Origin of the sequence: Pedobacter indicus, assembly GCF_003449035.1 — a bacterium.
Taxonomy (GTDB): Bacteria; Bacteroidota; Bacteroidia; order Sphingobacteriales; family Sphingobacteriaceae; genus Albibacterium; species Albibacterium indicum.
Genome location: NZ_QRGB01000001.1, coordinates 3,372,131 through 3,390,015 on the forward strand (window position 1 = coordinate 3,372,131; position 17,885 = coordinate 3,390,015).

The 17,885-nt window shown below is 40.8% G+C and carries 12 protein-coding genes; 8 read left to right on the plus strand and 4 right to left on the minus strand.

What is annotated here, in order from left to right:
- Positions 1 to 15: 15 nt before the first annotated feature.
- A complete protein-coding gene (locus D3P12_RS14830; RefSeq protein ID WP_118196783.1) occupies positions 16 to 1,533 on the minus strand; it encodes a catalase in 1,518 nt (505 codons plus the stop codon).
- Positions 1,534 to 1,845: 312 nt separating this feature from the next.
- On the opposite strand from D3P12_RS14830, the gene D3P12_RS14835 reads away from it, so the two are divergent.
- Positions 1,846 to 2,481, plus strand: a complete 636-nt coding sequence (locus D3P12_RS14835; RefSeq protein ID WP_118196785.1) for a peroxiredoxin — start codon at positions 1,846 to 1,848, stop codon at positions 2,479 to 2,481.
- Between the two features lie 108 nt (positions 2,482 to 2,589).
- Here the strand turns inward: D3P12_RS14835 and D3P12_RS14840 are convergent, their stop codons facing one another.
- The gene (locus tag D3P12_RS14840; RefSeq protein ID WP_157970370.1) at positions 2,590 to 4,518 is read right to left on the minus strand and encodes an SGNH/GDSL hydrolase family protein; all 1,929 of its coding nucleotides are present in this window, start codon (positions 4,516 to 4,518) and stop codon (positions 2,590 to 2,592) included.
- 100 nt (positions 4,519 to 4,618) lie between these two features.
- Between D3P12_RS14840 and D3P12_RS14845 the strand changes: the two genes are divergently transcribed.
- Entirely contained in the window at positions 4,619 to 5,920 is a 1,302-nt protein-coding gene (locus D3P12_RS14845) for an NAD(P)/FAD-dependent oxidoreductase (protein ID WP_118196789.1), read from the plus strand.
- Between the two features lie 119 nt (positions 5,921 to 6,039).
- On the plus strand, positions 6,040 to 8,505 hold the full coding sequence (locus tag D3P12_RS14850; protein WP_118196791.1) for a TonB-dependent receptor domain-containing protein: 2,466 nt from the start codon (positions 6,040 to 6,042) through the stop codon (positions 8,503 to 8,505).
- Here D3P12_RS14850 and D3P12_RS14855 read toward each other — a convergent pair whose 3' ends face one another.
- Positions 8,506 to 9,540 (minus strand): aminotransferase class I/II-fold pyridoxal phosphate-dependent enzyme, encoded by a 1,035-nt coding sequence (locus tag D3P12_RS14855; RefSeq protein WP_157970371.1) that lies wholly within the window; start codon positions 9,538 to 9,540, stop codon positions 8,506 to 8,508. It lies immediately after the preceding gene.
- 72 nt (positions 9,541 to 9,612) lie between these two features.
- Entirely contained in the window at positions 9,613 to 10,272 is a 660-nt protein-coding gene (locus D3P12_RS14860) for an SGNH/GDSL hydrolase family protein (RefSeq protein WP_118196795.1), read from the minus strand.
- Positions 10,273 to 10,640: 368 nt separating this feature from the next.
- On the opposite strand from D3P12_RS14860, the gene D3P12_RS14865 reads away from it, so the two are divergent.
- From D3P12_RS14865 to D3P12_RS14885, 5 genes are all read left to right on the plus strand, one after another.
- On the plus strand, positions 10,641 to 12,827 hold the full coding sequence (locus tag D3P12_RS14865; RefSeq protein ID WP_118196797.1) for a glutamine synthetase III family protein: 2,187 nt from the start codon (positions 10,641 to 10,643) through the stop codon (positions 12,825 to 12,827).
- 94 nt (positions 12,828 to 12,921) lie between these two features.
- Positions 12,922 to 14,097 carry an AIR synthase related protein gene (locus D3P12_RS14870; protein WP_118196799.1) on the plus strand — a complete coding sequence of 392 codons (1,176 nt, stop codon included), beginning with the start codon at positions 12,922 to 12,924 and terminating at the stop codon, positions 14,095 to 14,097.
- Between the two features lie 57 nt (positions 14,098 to 14,154).
- Entirely contained in the window at positions 14,155 to 14,595 is a 441-nt protein-coding gene (locus D3P12_RS14875; RefSeq protein ID WP_118196801.1) for an ATP-dependent zinc protease family protein, read from the plus strand.
- 20 nt (positions 14,596 to 14,615) lie between these two features.
- Positions 14,616 to 15,545 carry a 30S ribosomal protein S6--L-glutamate ligase gene (rimK, locus tag D3P12_RS14880; RefSeq protein ID WP_118196802.1) on the plus strand — a complete coding sequence of 310 codons (930 nt, stop codon included), beginning with the start codon at positions 14,616 to 14,618 and terminating at the stop codon, positions 15,543 to 15,545.
- Between the two features lie 36 nt (positions 15,546 to 15,581).
- Positions 15,582 to 17,873, plus strand: coding sequence for an ATP-dependent helicase (locus tag D3P12_RS14885; RefSeq protein WP_118196804.1), 2,292 nt, complete (start codon positions 15,582 to 15,584; stop codon positions 17,871 to 17,873).
- Positions 17,874 to 17,885: the final 12 nt, after the last annotated feature.

Sequence of the window (17,885 nt, forward strand, 5' to 3'; positions counted from 1 at the left end):
ATTATTATGAAAAAATTAAGGTTTCTTGACCATAAACTGTGGGTTTGCTCTAAACCAGTCACAAAGTTCCTTCGTGACTACTTTATCAATATCCAGACCCATCGCTTTCGCCACACCTTCTCCGTATGCAGGGTCGGCGATGTAGCAATTCTGAGCATGGCGAATCTTTACATATTCCTCTGCGCCATCGATCGCTCTCGCAGTGTTTCCAAATAACAACTGTTGTTTCTCAGGAGTCATTAAGCGAAACAAGTTACCCGGTTGCGTGTAGTGGTCATTATCATCTTCATAGTGATTCCAATGATCCGCATCGCCATGGATAGCCAACGGCGGTTCCTTTACTTCAGGGCTCTCATTCCAAGCACCCTGACTATTTGGAGTATAATGGACTTTCGCACCATAATTTCCATCGACTCGCATTGCCCCATCCCGATGGAAGGAATTTACCGGACATCTTGCTTGGTTTACCGGAATTTGATGGTGGTTCACACCCAGACGATAACGCTGCGCGTCGCCGTATGAGAATAAACGTCCTTGTAACATCTTATCTGGAGAAAAGCCAATTCCTTCAACAATATTAGCGGGAGTAAAGGCCGCTTGCTCCACCTCTGCAAAATAGTTTTCAGGATTTCTGTTCAATTCAAAATAACCTACATCAATTAACGGGTATTCGCCTTTAGGCCAAACTTTTGTCAAATCAAATGGATTATGGTAATGATTTCTCGCTTGTTCTTCAGTCATTACCTGAATTTTCATATTCCAGCGAGGGAAATCACCCTTCTCAATTGCCTCGAACAGATCCCGTTGTGAGCTTTCGCGGTCATTTCCTACTACTTTAGCTGCTTCTTCATCACTTAAGTTTTCTATACCCTGCTGCGTTTTGAAATGGAACTTCACCCATACTCGTTCATTATTGGCATTGATCATACTAAATGTATGGCTTCCAAAACCGTGCATATGGCGCATTCCGCGTGGAATACCACGATCACTCATAACAATCGTTACCTGATGCAGTGACTCAGGGATCGATGTCCAGAAGTCCCAGTTATTTTGTGCACTTCGCATATTGGTTTTCGGATCCCTCTTTACCGCGTGGTTTAAATCCGGGAAACGCAATGGATCCTTAAAAAAGAACACAGGAGTGTTGTTACCGACTAAATCCCAATTCCCCTCATCTGTATAGAACTTCATTGCAAAACCTCTGATATCTCGCTCAGCATCAGCTGCTCCACGTTCTCCCGCAACCGTAGAGAAACGGACAAACATATCGGTCTGTTTTCCAATTTCAGAGAACAAGCTCGCTTTCGTATATTTTGTAATATCATGAGTCACGGTAAAGGTTCCGAAAGCACCCGACCCTTTGGCATGCATTCTGCGCTCAGGGATCACTTCGCGATCAAAATGAGCTAATTTTTCTAAAAACCAAACATCTTGCAATAATACCGGACCTCTGGGACCTGCTGTCTGAGTGTTTGTGTTATCAGCAATAGGTCTTCCATTAATTGAGGTAAGTCTGTCGTTTTTCTTTTCCATGATTTTAATTTTTCAGTTTTTTCAGAGAGCATAATTGAATCTCTTAAAGATAATAACTTATTTGTACGTTTATCAAATATAAAGAGCCTTCTCCCTTGTTTTACATCTTTTTAAATGATACCCCATAAACAAAAACTATTAATTAGCAAATATTGCATTGTTAAAAGCTATAGGTTATTCACGTCTAATTTTTATTATTTGATTGTTGAATTGAAAAATTATTTAGTTGAAATCTCAAAACGAAATTAGTATATTTGATTTATTGTCTACAAATTTTATAGTTTATTAAACAATTTTTTAAATCAAATTGATATGAGTTTAAGATTAGGGGATACGGCACCCAACTTCAAAGCCGTTACAACTGTTGGAGAAATTGACTTCTACGATTACCTAGGGGATAGTTGGGGGGTTCTGTTTTCTCACCCCGCTGATTATACACCTGTATGTACTACTGAATTGGGAAGAACAGCGCAACTTGATGAAGAATTTAGAAAGCGGAATGCGAAGGTTCTTGCGGTGAGTGTTGACCCCATCGAAGATCATCACGGTTGGGTGAAAGATATTAATGAAACACAAAATACGGAAGTTAAGTTCCCGTTGATTGCTGACAAGGATCGAAAAGTATCTGAACTTTATGACATGATACACCCCAATGCTTCAGCAACCGCAACGGTGCGTTCGGTATTCTTAATCTCTCCTGATAAAAAAGTGAGACTTACATTAACCTACCCTGCCTCCACTGGCCGTAACTTCACTGAAATATTACGAGTACTTGACTCGCTTCAATTAACCGATCAGCATAGCATTGCTACTCCGGTAGATTGGAATAAAGGAGATGATGTTATCGTCTCTCCTGCTATCCCGACTGAAGAAGCGAAAAACAAATTTCCGAAGGGTGTCAAGGAAGTAAAACCATATTTGCGTTATACTGCTGACCCTTCAGCCTAAACCTGACCTACAGAAAGAACGAGGGGTTTGCCTAAACAGCAAACCCCTCGTTCTTTTCATAATTTTTTCGCAAACAGCGTGTCAACTCCCGATGACCCTCCAATTAGTTTATTGATCTGAAAATATTTTCCTTATGATTTTTTCATAAGCAACGGCGTGCTCCATCATACCGATGTCATTTGGATGAGATCCGTCGACTGTTGAATTAATCCCCATTCCAATATCTTCGGTTTTTAAGAGGTAAATGTTCTTTATCTTCTGCTCTAGCAGCTCTCCGAAGACCTTTTCCATATAAGCAGTTGTACGTCTGATTTGGTTATTTCTTGAGGTATCTATTACCAAATCTGTCCCCCCGCTACTGTTTTCCACAAAGAGAATTGGCGTACCGGGATGTTTCGTTCGTATGGAAGTAACTGCCGCCGTTACCTTTTGTCTAATATCCTCTTCGGAATAATTATCTGAGCTTAAGTTAGGGAGGCAGTCGAACACATATAAAGGAGCCGCGACATCGCCGATTACTTCAATAATCGGTTCCTCCATTCGTCCGTTACCTGAAAAGCCAAGATTAACAATTGGCATACCGAGTTTCCGTCCTAATATAGACGTCCACGCTAAACCAGGTCGACTAGCACACGCACCCTGGGCTATCGAGGTCCCATATACAATAATTGGTTTTTGCTTATCACGTGTAACGAAAGAAACCCCATCGGTTGTTCTTACCCCAATTTCCATCCAGGAGACCTGATTATATAAAGGCAGGTACAACCTAAATATTTGGTCCCCTGTGTTTTTCAATGTCGAAAACGTGTAAGTAATCGTGTCCTGAAACCGATGCCTGCCGGGCGCCCACTCCCATTGACCTGCTCCGTTTTTAGCATAAAGATCGACACCACTAACGCCTGTAGCCGGCATATGTGGCATTTCTAGTCGTTTCGTAACTTGATATCGAACCACCACTTCGGTAGCTTCCGTTGTAAACTCGATATACTCGCCCGCATTATCTTTAGATAAGCTCCAGACGGGTTTACGCACATCGTCTTTCATATTAGCGGGCAGCCGATCAAAACTGTCAGGGATACCGGGCAATTGTCCATTAACCACCGGCACACTTTCATCCAATGGATTTTTCCACGTAATTTCTGTTCGTTGACCCAACCAAACCAGAAACTCATCCATCCACTTCCTGTCAGATGTCGAATTATTCATCCCAAATCCATGACCTCCTTTTTCGTAAATGAGAAACTCGACAGGCACATCATTCTCTTTGAGTGCATCTACAAAACGCACACTGTTCTCGATGGGAACAGCCCCATCATCCTCAGCATGAAAAATAAATGTCGGAGGCGTATTTTTATCTACCTGTTCCTCATTTGAATACTCAGTCACCTGATCACTTGTTGGATTTTCACCGACTAGCCGATCTCTTGACCCCTTATGCGTAATATTCGGATCAAGACTAATTACCGGATAGCCTAATACCATGAAATCAGGACGTAAGCTGATATTCTTAGGATTAGGGATCAATGCCTTTTCATAATGAGTACCTAAAGTGGATGCCAGATGGCCGCCAGCAGAAAACCCCATAATACCAATCTGATCTTCAGCAAGACCCCACTCTCCTGCACGTTCACGAACTAGCTGAATGGCTCGTTGCGCATCTTGCAAAGGGCCTATGCTCTTATCCTCCATCGTCAAATCGCTCGGCAACCGGTACTGCACAACAAAGGCAGCAACCCCTTCCTCGTTTAGTCTCTCAGCCACCAAATGCCCCTCATGTGAAACAGCTAAGATAGAATAACCACCACCAGGAAAAATAATAACTGCCTGACCATTCCTCTTTGCTTTATCGGGAAGATAAGCTGTCATTTTTGGTACCGTAACGCCAGATACTCGCGTAATACCATCAGATCCCGTCACGCTCTTCTCATCCACTTGATTGATTTTCGAATTCGGAATTTCCTGATACAAGTCAATTGTAGTTTGCGCCATTGACGGCACACTGATCATGGTCATGAGTACTATAACTATGTTTTTCAATGTTAAGATATTTAGGTAAATAAATGTATTACGTTAAAGATTATGGGTAAATTTAAAGAATGATTTTAGAAAGACGACGAATTATTCCGTAATTTTGGGCATGGAAACAAAAACGGAACGAGTAGTTATCGTTGGTGGCGGTTTTGCTGGAGTAAATCTGCTAAAAAAGCTGGCGAATGATCCTCAATTTGAAATTATACTTGTCGACAAAAATAATTACCATTTTTTCCCTCCACTAATCTATCAGGTATCTACTGCCTTTATAGAAAACTCAAATATCAGCTACCCTTTTCGACGGATGTTCCAGAACATGAATAACGTTCGTTTCCATATGGGATCGTTGTTAAATGTGAACCATGAAGAAAACACCATTGAAACAAGTTCGGGAACACTGAGCTATGATTACTTGGTTTTAGCATTAGGAACAGAGACTAATTACTTCGGTATGGAGAACGTAAAGCAACATGCTTTACCAATGAAGACAATTAGAGATGCCCTAAAGCTTCGCGACCATCTGCTTTTGATGATGGAGAAGGCTGTCCGTGCGAAAAACAAATTTGAAAGGAACAAATACTTTAATATCGTTATATCCGGCGGAGGGCCAACAGGCGTAGAGATTGCGGGAATGTTAGCGGAGATGGTACATAAAATTGGCGCCAAAGACTATCCGGAAATTACGGATAGAAACGTGAATATTTATCTTATAGACGCAGCTCCCACGTTATTGGGACCAATGACTAGTAAGTCACAACAAGAGGCCGCGGATGTATTAACTAAATTGGGTGTTATTATTAAACTAAATACCCCAGTGAAAGACTATGTGAACGGTAAGGTGATGCTTGGCAGTGGTGAAACCATTGCGACCAGTGCATTGATCTGGACGTCTGGTGTAATTGCCTGTGAGATTCCGGGCTTACCCGCTTCTGCGATTGGTCGTGGAAGAAGAATATTGGTAAACGAGTTCAACCAGCTCACCGCGCCAGGCGAAAATATGCCTGATAACATTTATGCAATTGGCGATATTTCATATCAAACAACAGATAAAAATTTCCCCAATGGGCATCCGCAACTGGCACAGGTAGCTATACAACAGGGAAACCTACTAGGCGCCAATTTAAAAAGAATGAATAAAAGCGAGGCACTTAAACCTTTCTCTTATAATGATAAAGGCAGCATGGCGATTATTTCTAAATACAAAGCTGTTGTGGATCTTCCTAAAGGACATTTTAAAGGTTTCTTTGCTTGGTTAGTTTGGCTATTTATCCACTTAATACCTATTGCGGGCTTTAGAAACAAGTTTACTTTAACGTTCAACTGGTTTTGGGCATTCGTCACCAATGACCCTACGCTTCGCTTGATCATTGGTTCGGGTAAAAGAGAAGAAGAAAACTCAAGAGACTGACCGACTCGATTATTTTCACCGATTATTTAGGCGTCTTTACCGATTACTCGATTCAGAGTACCTAATTTAGGTTGTGAAACGGTCTCGGAGGTTCTAGTTTTGATTCAAAATATAGAACTATGAAACCTTTTTTACTACCGATGAGAAATCTTATTAAAGTCTCCACAAGCCTACTATGCTCTCTTGTCTTTTTATTTCAAAGCTTCGCTGTTAGCGCACAGCAAGCTCCCAATTATACGATTGAAGGAAAAGTAACAGACACGCTCAACCGCTCACTCGACTACGCAACCATTAACCTTTTACAGGCATCAGACTCTTCTGTAGTAAAAGTAATGTTCACAGATGAAAACGGAGATTACCGCTTGAGCGACTTAAAAGAAGGAAATTATCTCGTACAAGCAGAATTACTTGGTTTTGCAAAAAATACGAGTCAACAAATCATCTTATCCCCGACAAGGCCTTATAAGAAGATTGACAACATCGTCCTTCATCTTGCAAACAATGAATTGAATGCTATTGTCATCACTGGCCAGCGTCCATTGATAGAGCGAAAATCAGATATGCTGGTAGTCAACGTTGAAAGCTCTACACTCGCAGCGGGAAACAATGCGATGGATATTCTTGAGCGCTCACCTGGCATTACAGTAGACAAAGACGACAACATCAGTCTTAATGGAAAGAAAGGGATCATGGTAATGATTGACGGAAAACAGACCTATCTGTCGTCAGAACAGCTCGGAAGTCTATTACGATCTACCGATGGGAACACGATTCAATCCATTGAAATTATTAACAACCCCTCTTCTAAATATGACGCTGCCGGAGGGCCAGGCATTATCAACATTAAACTCAAGAAAAACAAAATGAGCGGAACAAACGGTTCTTTCAATGCCGGAGCTGGTTACGGTAATGGGCACAAAGCAAACACATCGTTAAATGTCAATCATAAAAGTGGAAAATTCAATGTCTTTGGAACCTATTCTTATCAAGAGAATGACAGAACAGATATCATTAATATATATCGAATCGTAGGTGGCGAAAATCAATTTACAAGTTTCGATCAAGGCAACTCGATGACAATGTTACGGAAAAACCATTCTCTACGAGCTGGTGTAGATTATCAAACTTCAGAAAAAAATACAGTGTCATTTCAAGCGAGCGGACTTCTAACTGATGCAGGAAACGAAAATATAGGTGGTGTACAAATCGGTTCTTTTCAATCACCGCTAGACTCTACACTAATCGCCAACACATTGTTAGACGAAGACTTCAGAAGTCTCTCTTTCAACCTTAATAACACCTATAACATCGATACCTTAGGTAGAAAACTCTCCGTAGATGCCGACTATTCAAGCTTTTTTGAAGATGCATCTGCCAACTACACCAATACCTTCTACAATCCGGATGGCAGTCTACTGCATGAGCCACTGGAATCAAGGAGCTTGATGCCATCAAAAATATACATCCAAGCTTACAAGGCTGACTATACCCACCCCCTCAATGAGAATTCCGGACTTGAGGCTGGTTTAAAATATGCAAACGTAAAAACAGACAATGACCTGAAGTTTTCTGAAAGGACAGACGGTCAATGGATAAATGATGAAAACAGGAGCAACCACTTCGTTTACAGAGAACAGGTAGCGGCGGGTTACATAAGCTATCATACAACGCTCGATAAATTTGGCTTCAAGGCTGGTCTCCGTTCCGAATATACCATTTCCGATGGAAATTCGCTTACACTGAGCAATCGAGTAAAACGAGATTATATTGACTTCTTTCCGAACGCATCGGTAAGTTACAATCCCTCTGACGATCACCAATACAGCATCAGCTATTCCAAAAGAATTAACCGTCCACGTTATAATAATTTAAATCCATTCAGTTATTTTCTAGATCAATACACTTCCGTACAGGGCAATCCGTACCTGCAACCTGAGTATACCCACGCCTTAGCTGTTAACTATACATTATTGAAACGCTTCAACTTTTCCACAGGGTATGAAATCACGAAAGATGCGGTTGTCGAGATCATGAAACAGAACGATGTGAGCAAGTCAACTTTCATTACAAACGAAAACATAGCACAACAAAAACAGTGGTTTCTTAATGTGAATGCTCCCGTTCGCTTCACGAAGTTTTGGAATTCAAATACCAATATCACCGGCTTTTACCTAGGGTTTGAATCAGAAAATGAAAACAGTATTAATTATGGTCAGTATGCTATGCAGTTAACGAGCAATCAGAATTTCACGATCCTACCTAGCCTGACAGCCGAAGCTACGCTCAACTACCAATCGGGATTACAATACAGCATCTACAAAATAGCCGATGCTTGGAGTATTGACGCGGGAATCAACAAATCATTCAACAACAAAAAAGCCAATATTAAATTATCGGTGTCCGATGTATTCAACACGCGCGATCAATATGTGACTACTCAACACGCCAATTTAAACGCTATTATCGATCAAAAAAGAGAAACCAGAGTCTTCCGTTTATCACTTACATATAATTTCGGGAATACCAAGATCGGTTCATCAAAGCAATATGAAAAATCTGATGAAGAAAAGAGAATTGGAAAATAATCATAGACAACTGAGAAGATAACGTAAATCCGCTTCTGTATGAAGACTGTTTATAACGATGCGGTTCATCAAAGGGTCTGATGCCTGGGGATAATTAAAACTGGAAATAACAACGCCTTTCTTAACAAGTTGTTCATATAACTCGGGGTTTTCAGCGTAAAAAACTGGAAACCCTTTTGTATATTGTAGCTTATCCGAGATGTGTTCAGCAAAAAACATCATATTAGATTTAAGACGTTCCCTATTCTCTTGATAGATCTCTTCCGATTTAATAAACGCATATAGGAATGCTGGAGACGGCGGTGATGCAGCCGAAAACATCGGAGAAGCTTTCAGTTGATCTATTATACCTTGTTTTGCTAATACGACACCTCCGTCAATCCCAATACCCTTAGCCAAAGAGGCCACAACAATTTTTTGAATATGCGGAACCGATGGCAAAGCGTTATATATGCCCTTGCCATCGTACGTAACTCCTATACCATGAGAATCATCAACAAGCAAAATAACTTCTTTGGTTTCGCTTATTTTAGAGAAAGGGGTAAAATCAAAAAGCTGAGGATGGAAATTATTAAGCGAATCACTAATAATTAAAAATCGAGTTTTGTCACTATGATTGATATATTTTACTGTTTTAAGAATCCAGTCATCAAATGTTGAATAACTAATAGGTTTTTCATCTAGCCAGAGAGCAGGATGACTGTTTGGCCCATAAATAATTTCGCCAAAGTTAGCAAAGTAACGAACGACCAACTGACCAGCTAAAAATCCACTTGACGACAGCAATGCGCCGCCTGCCGCAAAGCGCACTGCCATTTCTGATTCCGCACGTTCAAAAATACCTAATTGCACATTGTTGCTTCTCGACGTACCATTACTGAATCCATATTTTCGTACCCCCTCTATACAATGCTGTTGAAACTTTTTACAACCACCTATTCCCAAATAAGAAGTACCACCAAAAAAAAGATATTCTTTGCCATTAATCTCCAGGGTTCGGGAAGGTGCCTTATTCAGTCTAGAGAAAGAATCCATACTTTTTTCAAATGAAAAGAGCTCCCAATTGGTAGGAGCTCCTTCGATCATAATTAGGTTAGCAATGTGTTTTTATTGAAGAAAAGGAAGCAAACTATCAGCTACCAGTTGATTGCCTTTTTTATTTAAATGCACCCCGTCGGTTGTAAGCACATCCTTTTCCTGGTTATTTTTATTATTTGTTTTTTCGTAATCACTGAATATTGAGCGAAGATCGCAAAGTGGCGCATTGTTTTTCTCTGCCAGCTCCCTGATGGCGCCCGCGTACTTATCTAAGTCCTCGTCAAGTTCATTTTGGCCGTTTACCTTTTCGCCGATAACAGAAGGCGTGCATAATACAACATCACTTCCATTTTCTTTGATCCTATCAATAATAGCCTGGTAAAACATGATATACTTATTGTAATCCGTTCCTGTATGGCTTGTTTTTTTATGCCAAACATCATTGATACCGACATAAACTACAACAATATCCGGTTTCTTAGCAAGAACATCATTCTCTATACGTAGATATAAGTCGTAAACTTTGTTGCCCCCTATGCCTGCACCGATCAGTTCATAGTCGGGCGCTTTCAGCTTGTCAGACAAGATTGTTATATAGCCTTCCGGCTTCACTCCAGCCTGCGTAATAGAGTCACCAAAGAACACAATACGCTTAGTTTTCAGCGCCATAGAGCTGAAGACAAGTAGAGAAAGACATAAGATAAATGGAACGTAAAACTTTATTCTCATACACAACTGTTAACGTATTTAAAATTAAATGTAGCATATTTTTTTTATAACATGAAATTAATTGAAAAATAACAACAATAAATTTAATACATCATACTTAATCATATACCTATTAAATAAAGTTCAACTTTTTTTGATCAATTAAAAAATTGAACAATAACGAACAATTCCTTTTCAGCACAAGATAAAAAAGCAATAAAACAAAGCTCTTCAATAACAAACAGTCATTTTTGACGATCAAAATTCAAAAAAACCATACTTTTCTCAATATTTGACTAAAAAAAAATTAGTAATTATCGAAAAAAAATACTGATTTTTGCTTAAGACTACCAATAAGTCAAAAAAAGATAAATAAAATTAATAAAAAAATGAACAACCTAAGGTTCGATGCAGTAGAAACTGTTTTATCACGTGAAAAAATCGACTTTGTTATTCCCAAAGGAAAACCGTCAAGCTTTTATGGACAGAATGTTTTTGGTATTAAGAAGATGAAGGACTTCTTACCCAAAAATGCATATGAAAAACTTTTAAACGCCGTAGAAGGTAACGATGTAATTGACCGTGATCTGGCCGAACATATTTCCCAAGCTATTAAAGGCTGGGCAATTGCCAACGGTGCCACTCATTATACACACTGGTTTCAACCCTTAACAGGAAGCACAGCTGAAAAGCACGATGCGTTCTTCGAACCTGACAATGAAGGTGTCGCCATAGAAAAATTTACGGCAGACGCATTGATTCAACAAGAACCAGATGCCTCTAGCTTCCCTAACGGTGGAATCAGAAATACATTTGAAGCCCGTGGATATACGGGTTGGGACCCAACCTCACCTGCTTTTCTGTTTGAGACCGCAGCTGGAAAGACACTTTGTATACCAACCGTATTCCTATCCTATACCGGTGAAGCTTTAGACTACAAAGCTCCTTTATTAAAGTCGCTCAACGCGCTGGACAAAGCAGCAACGGATGTTTGTCAGTATTTCAGTAAAAGCGTTACCCGGGTTTCAGCATCATTAGGAATTGAACAAGAGTACTTCTTGGTTGATCTTTCTCTATTCAACGCACGGCCAGACCTTCTCTTGACAGGAAGAACCTTGTTTGGTCATATGTCGGCAAAAGGTCAGCAGCTTGATGATCATTATTTTGGATCCATACCCGAGCGTGTGATGGCCTTTATGGTTGATCTTGAAAATGAAGCATTAAAGCTCGGAATACCCTTAAAAACCCGGCATAACGAAGTAGCACCGTCGCAGTTCGAGTGTGCTCCTATGTATGAAGAAATGAATTTGGCGATTGACCATAATCAGCTTCTTCTAAACATCATGGAGCAGGTCGCACTACGCCATAAATTTAAAGTCCTTATCCACGAGAAGCCATATGCTGACATTAACGGATCAGGCAAACATAACAACTGGTCATTAATTACCAGCACCGGAGTAAACCTGTTATCACCCGGCAAGACTCCGAAAACCAATTTGATGTTCCTGACCTTCTTTGTCAACACGATCAAAGCCGTATATGAGTATAATGACCTCATGAGAGCATCAATAGCTTCAGCTAGCAATGATCATCGTTTGGGTGCAAACGAAGCGCCGCCAGCCATTATATCAATCTTTATTGGAAGCCAATTAAGCGATATGCTGGATGAGGTTGAAACTCCGAGGATAGCGAAAATCGTAAAGGCTGAAAGCATGCTATGGCATGGTATTCCGAAAATACCTGAGTTAAACCTGGACAATACAGACCGTAACCGCACCTCCCCTTTTGCATTCACAGGCAACAAATTCGAATTCAGAGCTGTAGGCTCTTCGTCTAACTGTGCAAGCTCCATGACGGTGCTCAATGCAATTGTGGCTGATCAACTTATCAAATTCAAAACAGAAGTTGATAAGTTGATTGCAAAAGGAACGAAAAAGGATCTAGCCCTCCTAAATGTAATCCGTAAGTACATCAAGCAATCTAAGAACATACGTTTTGAAGGCAACGGTTATAGCAAAGAATGGGAGATTGAAGCAGAAAAAAGAGGCCTCTCGAATATAAAAACTACACCAAAAGCCCTTGACGTTTATACCGAGGAAAAATCAGTGAAGCTTTTTGAATCGCTCGGAATCCTCAACCGACGTGAATCCATCGCCCGTCATGAAATTTTACTGGAAAGCTATTATAAAAAGATTCAAATCGAGGCGCGTGTCATCGGTGAAATTGTCAATAGCATGCTCGCTCCGGCATCAATCACCTACTTAAATGAGCTTATTGAAAATGTCAAAGGTCTAAAAGACCTGGGACTTCCAAAAGAGTCCTATAGCTCCCAACTGAACCTGGTAGAACGGATTTCCTCTTTAATTAATAATATTTTAGAGCTTACCGAAGAAATGCGTCAGGAACGGAAAAAAGCCAACACGATCGAGGATATCCGTGAACGCGCGATTGCCTATGATGAAAAGGTTAAGGTATATTTCGATCAGATTCGCTACCATATCAACAAACTGGAGCAAATTGTAGACGATAACAAATGGCCTGTACCAAAGCTACGCGAGCTTTTATTCGTTAAATAAATTCCAATCCACCGATATAATCATGAAAGGTCAGCATTGTCTGACCTTTTATTATTTACCATAATTTCAATTCATATTGCTTATTTTTGTGGCAATGTCTGATTTAAAATATAACCAACGCGGCGTATCCGCTGGCAAAGAAGATGTGCATAATGCCATCAAAAACATAGATAAAGGTTTGTTCCCTCAAGCGTTTTGTAAAATTATTCCAGATATTCTCGGAAACGATGAGGCATACTGCAATATTATGCATGCAGACGGAGCCGGAACGAAATCCTCCCTAGCCTACCTCTATTGGAGGGAAACCGGCGATACCAGCGTTTGGAAAGGGATTGCACAAGATGCTATTATTATGAACCTGGATGATCTTCTTTGTGTTGGTGCAACAGACAATATCTTATTGTCTTCTACTATTGGAAGAAATAAGAACCTGATACCTGGCGAAGTTATCGCAGAGATCATCAACGGAACAGAAGAGATTCTACATGAACTTCGGGAACTTGGTATCGGAATTTATTCTACAGGTGGTGAAACCGCCGATGTAGGCGACTTGGTGCGCACCATCATTGTAGACTCCACGGTAACCTGCAGAATGAAACGCTCCGATGTTATTTCGAATCATACAATTCAGGAAGGTGATGTCATCGTCGGACTCGCCTCTTTCGGGCAGGCTAACTATGAAAGTGAATATAACGGCGGTATGGGGTCAAATGGATTGACTTCTGCTCGCCACGATGTCTTTTCAAAAGAAAATGCCTCACAGTACCCTGAAAGCTATAACCCTTCCATTCCTTCCAATCTGGTTTTTTCAGGCAGCCGATCGCTTACTGACCCAATCGATATTGGAGAAGGAAAAACGGTTACAGCAGGGAAATTAGTCTTATCGCCCACTCGCACATACGCACCGGTCATCAAAAAAATCTTGGATTCTCACCGTGCAGACATTCACGGCATGGTGCATTGTAGTGGTGGCGCGCAAACCAAAGTATTGCATTTTATAGAGAAGCTCCATGTCATCAAGAATAATTTATTCCCCCTACCCCCTCTTTTCAAGTTAATCCAAGAAGAGTCAGGAACGGATTGGCAAGAAATGTATAAAGTCTTCAATATGGGTCATCGAATGGAAATCTATATTCCCAGTCACCTGGCTGAGGAAATTATCCAGATTTCTGAAAGTTTTGGAATTCCTGCGCAGACGATTGGTTATGTAAAAGGGGCAGATTCTAAGAAAGTGACCATCGAGAGCGAGTTCGGCACGTTTACATATTAGAATGATATAAGTTTCCATGTAATCTTTGGAACGAACCGTTATAAAAAAGTTAATCAAATGAGAAGAATAGGCTGGAAAGAATTAGTCGATTTTATTGATTTTGAACTCTTAGAGGTACCCGCTAAAGTCGATACTGGAGCCAAGACTTCCGTTTTGCATTGCGAGTATATCGAGTTGATTAAGAAAGGCAGAAAGCAATTTGTTAAATTCAGTCCGTTGAACGAGGAGATGTCCGGAGGGAAAACCTTCATCCTGCCCTTTCATAAGGAAAGAAAAATAAAAAACTCGTTCGGATTGGAAGAAAACCGTTACATTGTCCACACCCGAGTACGGATGTTCAATGAGATCTATGACATCGAGATATCGCTGAGAGATCGGTCCAATATGGAATTCCCAATGCTATTAGGCAGAAGCTTTATACGCAGGAAATTTTTGGTGGATGTCAGCCGCGCTAACTTAGCCCAGCGGAAAAAGAAGAAAAACGACGGAGTAAAATAAAACATTCAAATTATTAAGAAGTGAAAATCGCAATCCTTTCAACCAATAAGAATTTATATTCTACCAAAAAACTATTTGAGGCTGCTGAAAATCGTGGACATGAATGCCTGATCCTCGATCATAGAAAATGTTATGTTGGTATTAAACAAGGGCAACCCAGCATTCATTATAACGGGCAGGATGTATCGGATATCGATGCGATTATTCCGCGAATCGGCGCTTCCCTCACCTTTTATGGGTCTGCCATCGTTCGTCAGTTTGAAGTGATGGGTGTTATATCAGCCAATCCCAGTCAAGCCATTACACGATCACGAGATAAGCTGCGTTGCATGCAAATTCTCTCTGGCGCGGGTATTGGGCTTCCGGTCACCGGTTTCGCCAGAAACACCCATGATGTAGATGATCTTATTAAAATGGTAGGTGGCGCTCCCCTGGTAATTAAATTACTCGAAGGCACTCAAGGTATCGGTGTTGTATTGGCTGAAACCAAAAAAGCAGCCAGCTCCGTTATTGAAGCTTTTTTCGGGTTAGGGAACAACATCCTTATCCAGGAATATATTAAAGAGGCAAGAGGAACGGATATTCGTGTTTTTGTTGTTGATGGAAAAGTAGTTGGAGCGATGAAACGCACCGCCAAAGAAGGCGAATTCCGCTCGAATCTCCATCGTGGCGGAACAGCCGAACTAATCAAACTGACTAAAGCAGAGCGTGAAACCGCGCTGAAAGCCGCCAAAGAATTAGGCTTAACGGTCTGCGGTGTTGATATGCTGCCATCCGACCGTGGTCCCTTAGTTTTGGAAGTCAATTCATCACCAGGGCTGGAAGGAATCGAGAAGGCTACTAACCGGGACATCGCAGCCAAGGTGATCGAATTCGTCGAAAAACAGCACGCACTCAAACTCCAAAGCGTGAAGAACGTGAGAAAATCATCAGGTCGCCATAAATTATAATTTGTAAATTAGGTCAAAAAAAGAAGAGGTACAAACTTGGATTATTTAGAAGGATTAAATCCATCTCAACGAGCAGCAGTAGAACAGATAAATGGGCCAGTAATGATTGTGGCCGGCGCAGGTTCAGGAAAAACACGCGTCATTACCTACCGGGTAGCACACCTTATCCGAAACGGAGTCGATCCTTTCAGTATTTTGGTACTAACCTTTACCAATAAAGCTGCCAGGGAAATGAGAGAACGGATTACCAGTGTGGTTGGCGATGCAGCCAGAAATATTTGGATGGGTACTTTTCACTCCGTATTCGCCAGAATCTTACGTGTCGAGGCGCAACACATAGGCTACCCCTCTAATTTCACCATCTATGATACAGATGATTCAAAAAGCCTGATCCGGACAATTCTAAAAGAAATGCAACTCGACGATAAGCTGTACAATGCTAACTTCGTCTATAATCGTATATCGTCCGCAAAAAACAACCTCATATCAGCAGCGGAGTATCAGAAGAATGAGCACATCCAAGCGGAAGACAACTCGACCGGCAGATCTTTCCTTGGTCAGATATACCAGACTTATACGCAGCGCTGTTTTAAAGCAGGGGCGATGGATTTTGATGATCTCCTTTTTAAAACCAATGTATTGCTAAAAGATCATCCAGAAATTCTCTATAAGTATCAAAACAAGTTTAAATATTTAATGCTCGATGAGTACCAGGATACCAACTTCTCACAATACCTTATTGTTAAAAAACTGGCGGCTATTCATGAAAACTTATGCGTTGTAGGTGATGATGCACAGAGTATCTATGCTTTTCGCGGCGCGAACATCCAGAACATTCTGAACTTCGAGAAGGATTACCCCGACTTAAATGTCTTTAAACTGGAGCAGAATTACCGTTCTACTCAAAACATTGTCAATATTGCCAACAGCATTATCGCTAGAAACAAAAATCAATTAAAAAAGGATGTCTTCTCAAAAAATGAGACGGGTGATAAAATCAAGATCATGCGCGCATTCAGCGACAATGAAGAAGGAAAAATTGTAGCAGAAAATATTGTACAGAAGCGTTCCTTATCTGGCTCTCAATACAAAGATTTCGCTATTTTATACCGTACCAACGCGCAATCTCGTGCAATGGAAGAGGCATTGCGAAAACTTGGCGTTCCATACAAGATCTACGGCGGCACATCATTTTACCAACGGAAAGAAATCAAAGATCTGATTGCATATTTCCGGCTAACCTACAATCCTAACGACGAAGAAGCTATTAAACGGGTTATCAATTATCCGCGGCGCGGCATCGGCAATACATCCGTAGAACGGATTATGATTGCCTCAGATCAGCATAATACAGGACTTTGGGATATTATCAAAGAAGCTCCGCGCTACCTTGATGGTCGAATTGCTTCTGCTATTGGTTCTTTTTCAACTCTAATCCAGAGTTTTCAGGCTATAGCAAAGGATCATAGTGCTTTTGATACCGCTATGCATATCGCTCAACACTCTGGCCTGTTACGCGATCTATATGAAGATAAATCAGTAGAAGGTTTAAGTCGTTACGAAAACATTCAAGAACTATTAAACGGGATAAAAGAGTTTAGCGAGCGCGAAGATATCGAAGAAAAAGGGCTTGATATATTTATGCAGGATATTGCCTTGCTGACAAACGAGGACAATGATAAGGATCCGAATGCCGATACCGTGTCATTAATGACGATCCACTCTTCAAAAGGACTGGAATTCCCATACGTTCATATTGTTGGTCTGGAAGAAAACCTGTTCCCGTCGCAACGTTCCCTAAATTCCCGAAGCGATCTTGAAGAAGAACGCCGCTTATTTTACGTAGCGCTAACTCGGGCCGAAAAAAACGTGTATATCTCTTACGCGACATCGCGTTATCAGTGGGGAACACTCAACAATTGCGAACCCAGTCGGTTTATTGATGAATTAGATCCGCAATACCTCGATCTGGATTTCAAACCACGCATGGAAAGCAGCCCGACCGCCTCAAGCTTTGCATCGGAAAGAACGGGCTGGCAGCAAAACCAATCGAACGGCCAGGGCGACTCATACTTTAAACCCAAACCGAAGATTAAGCAAAAAACAACTACGATCCTACCAAGAGCTCATGTACCGACAGCTAATTTCAGTCCTTCGGATACCAGCAACCTGCAGGTAGGCATGGAAGTTGAACATGAAAGATTCGGTTTCGGAAAAGTAGTTAATGTCGAAGGGAAAAAACCGGACATAAAAGCGACTATTTTCTTCAAAGAATTAGGACAGAAGCAATTGTTGCTTAAATTTGCAAAACTTAGAATTATAGATTAACCCAAAATTCAT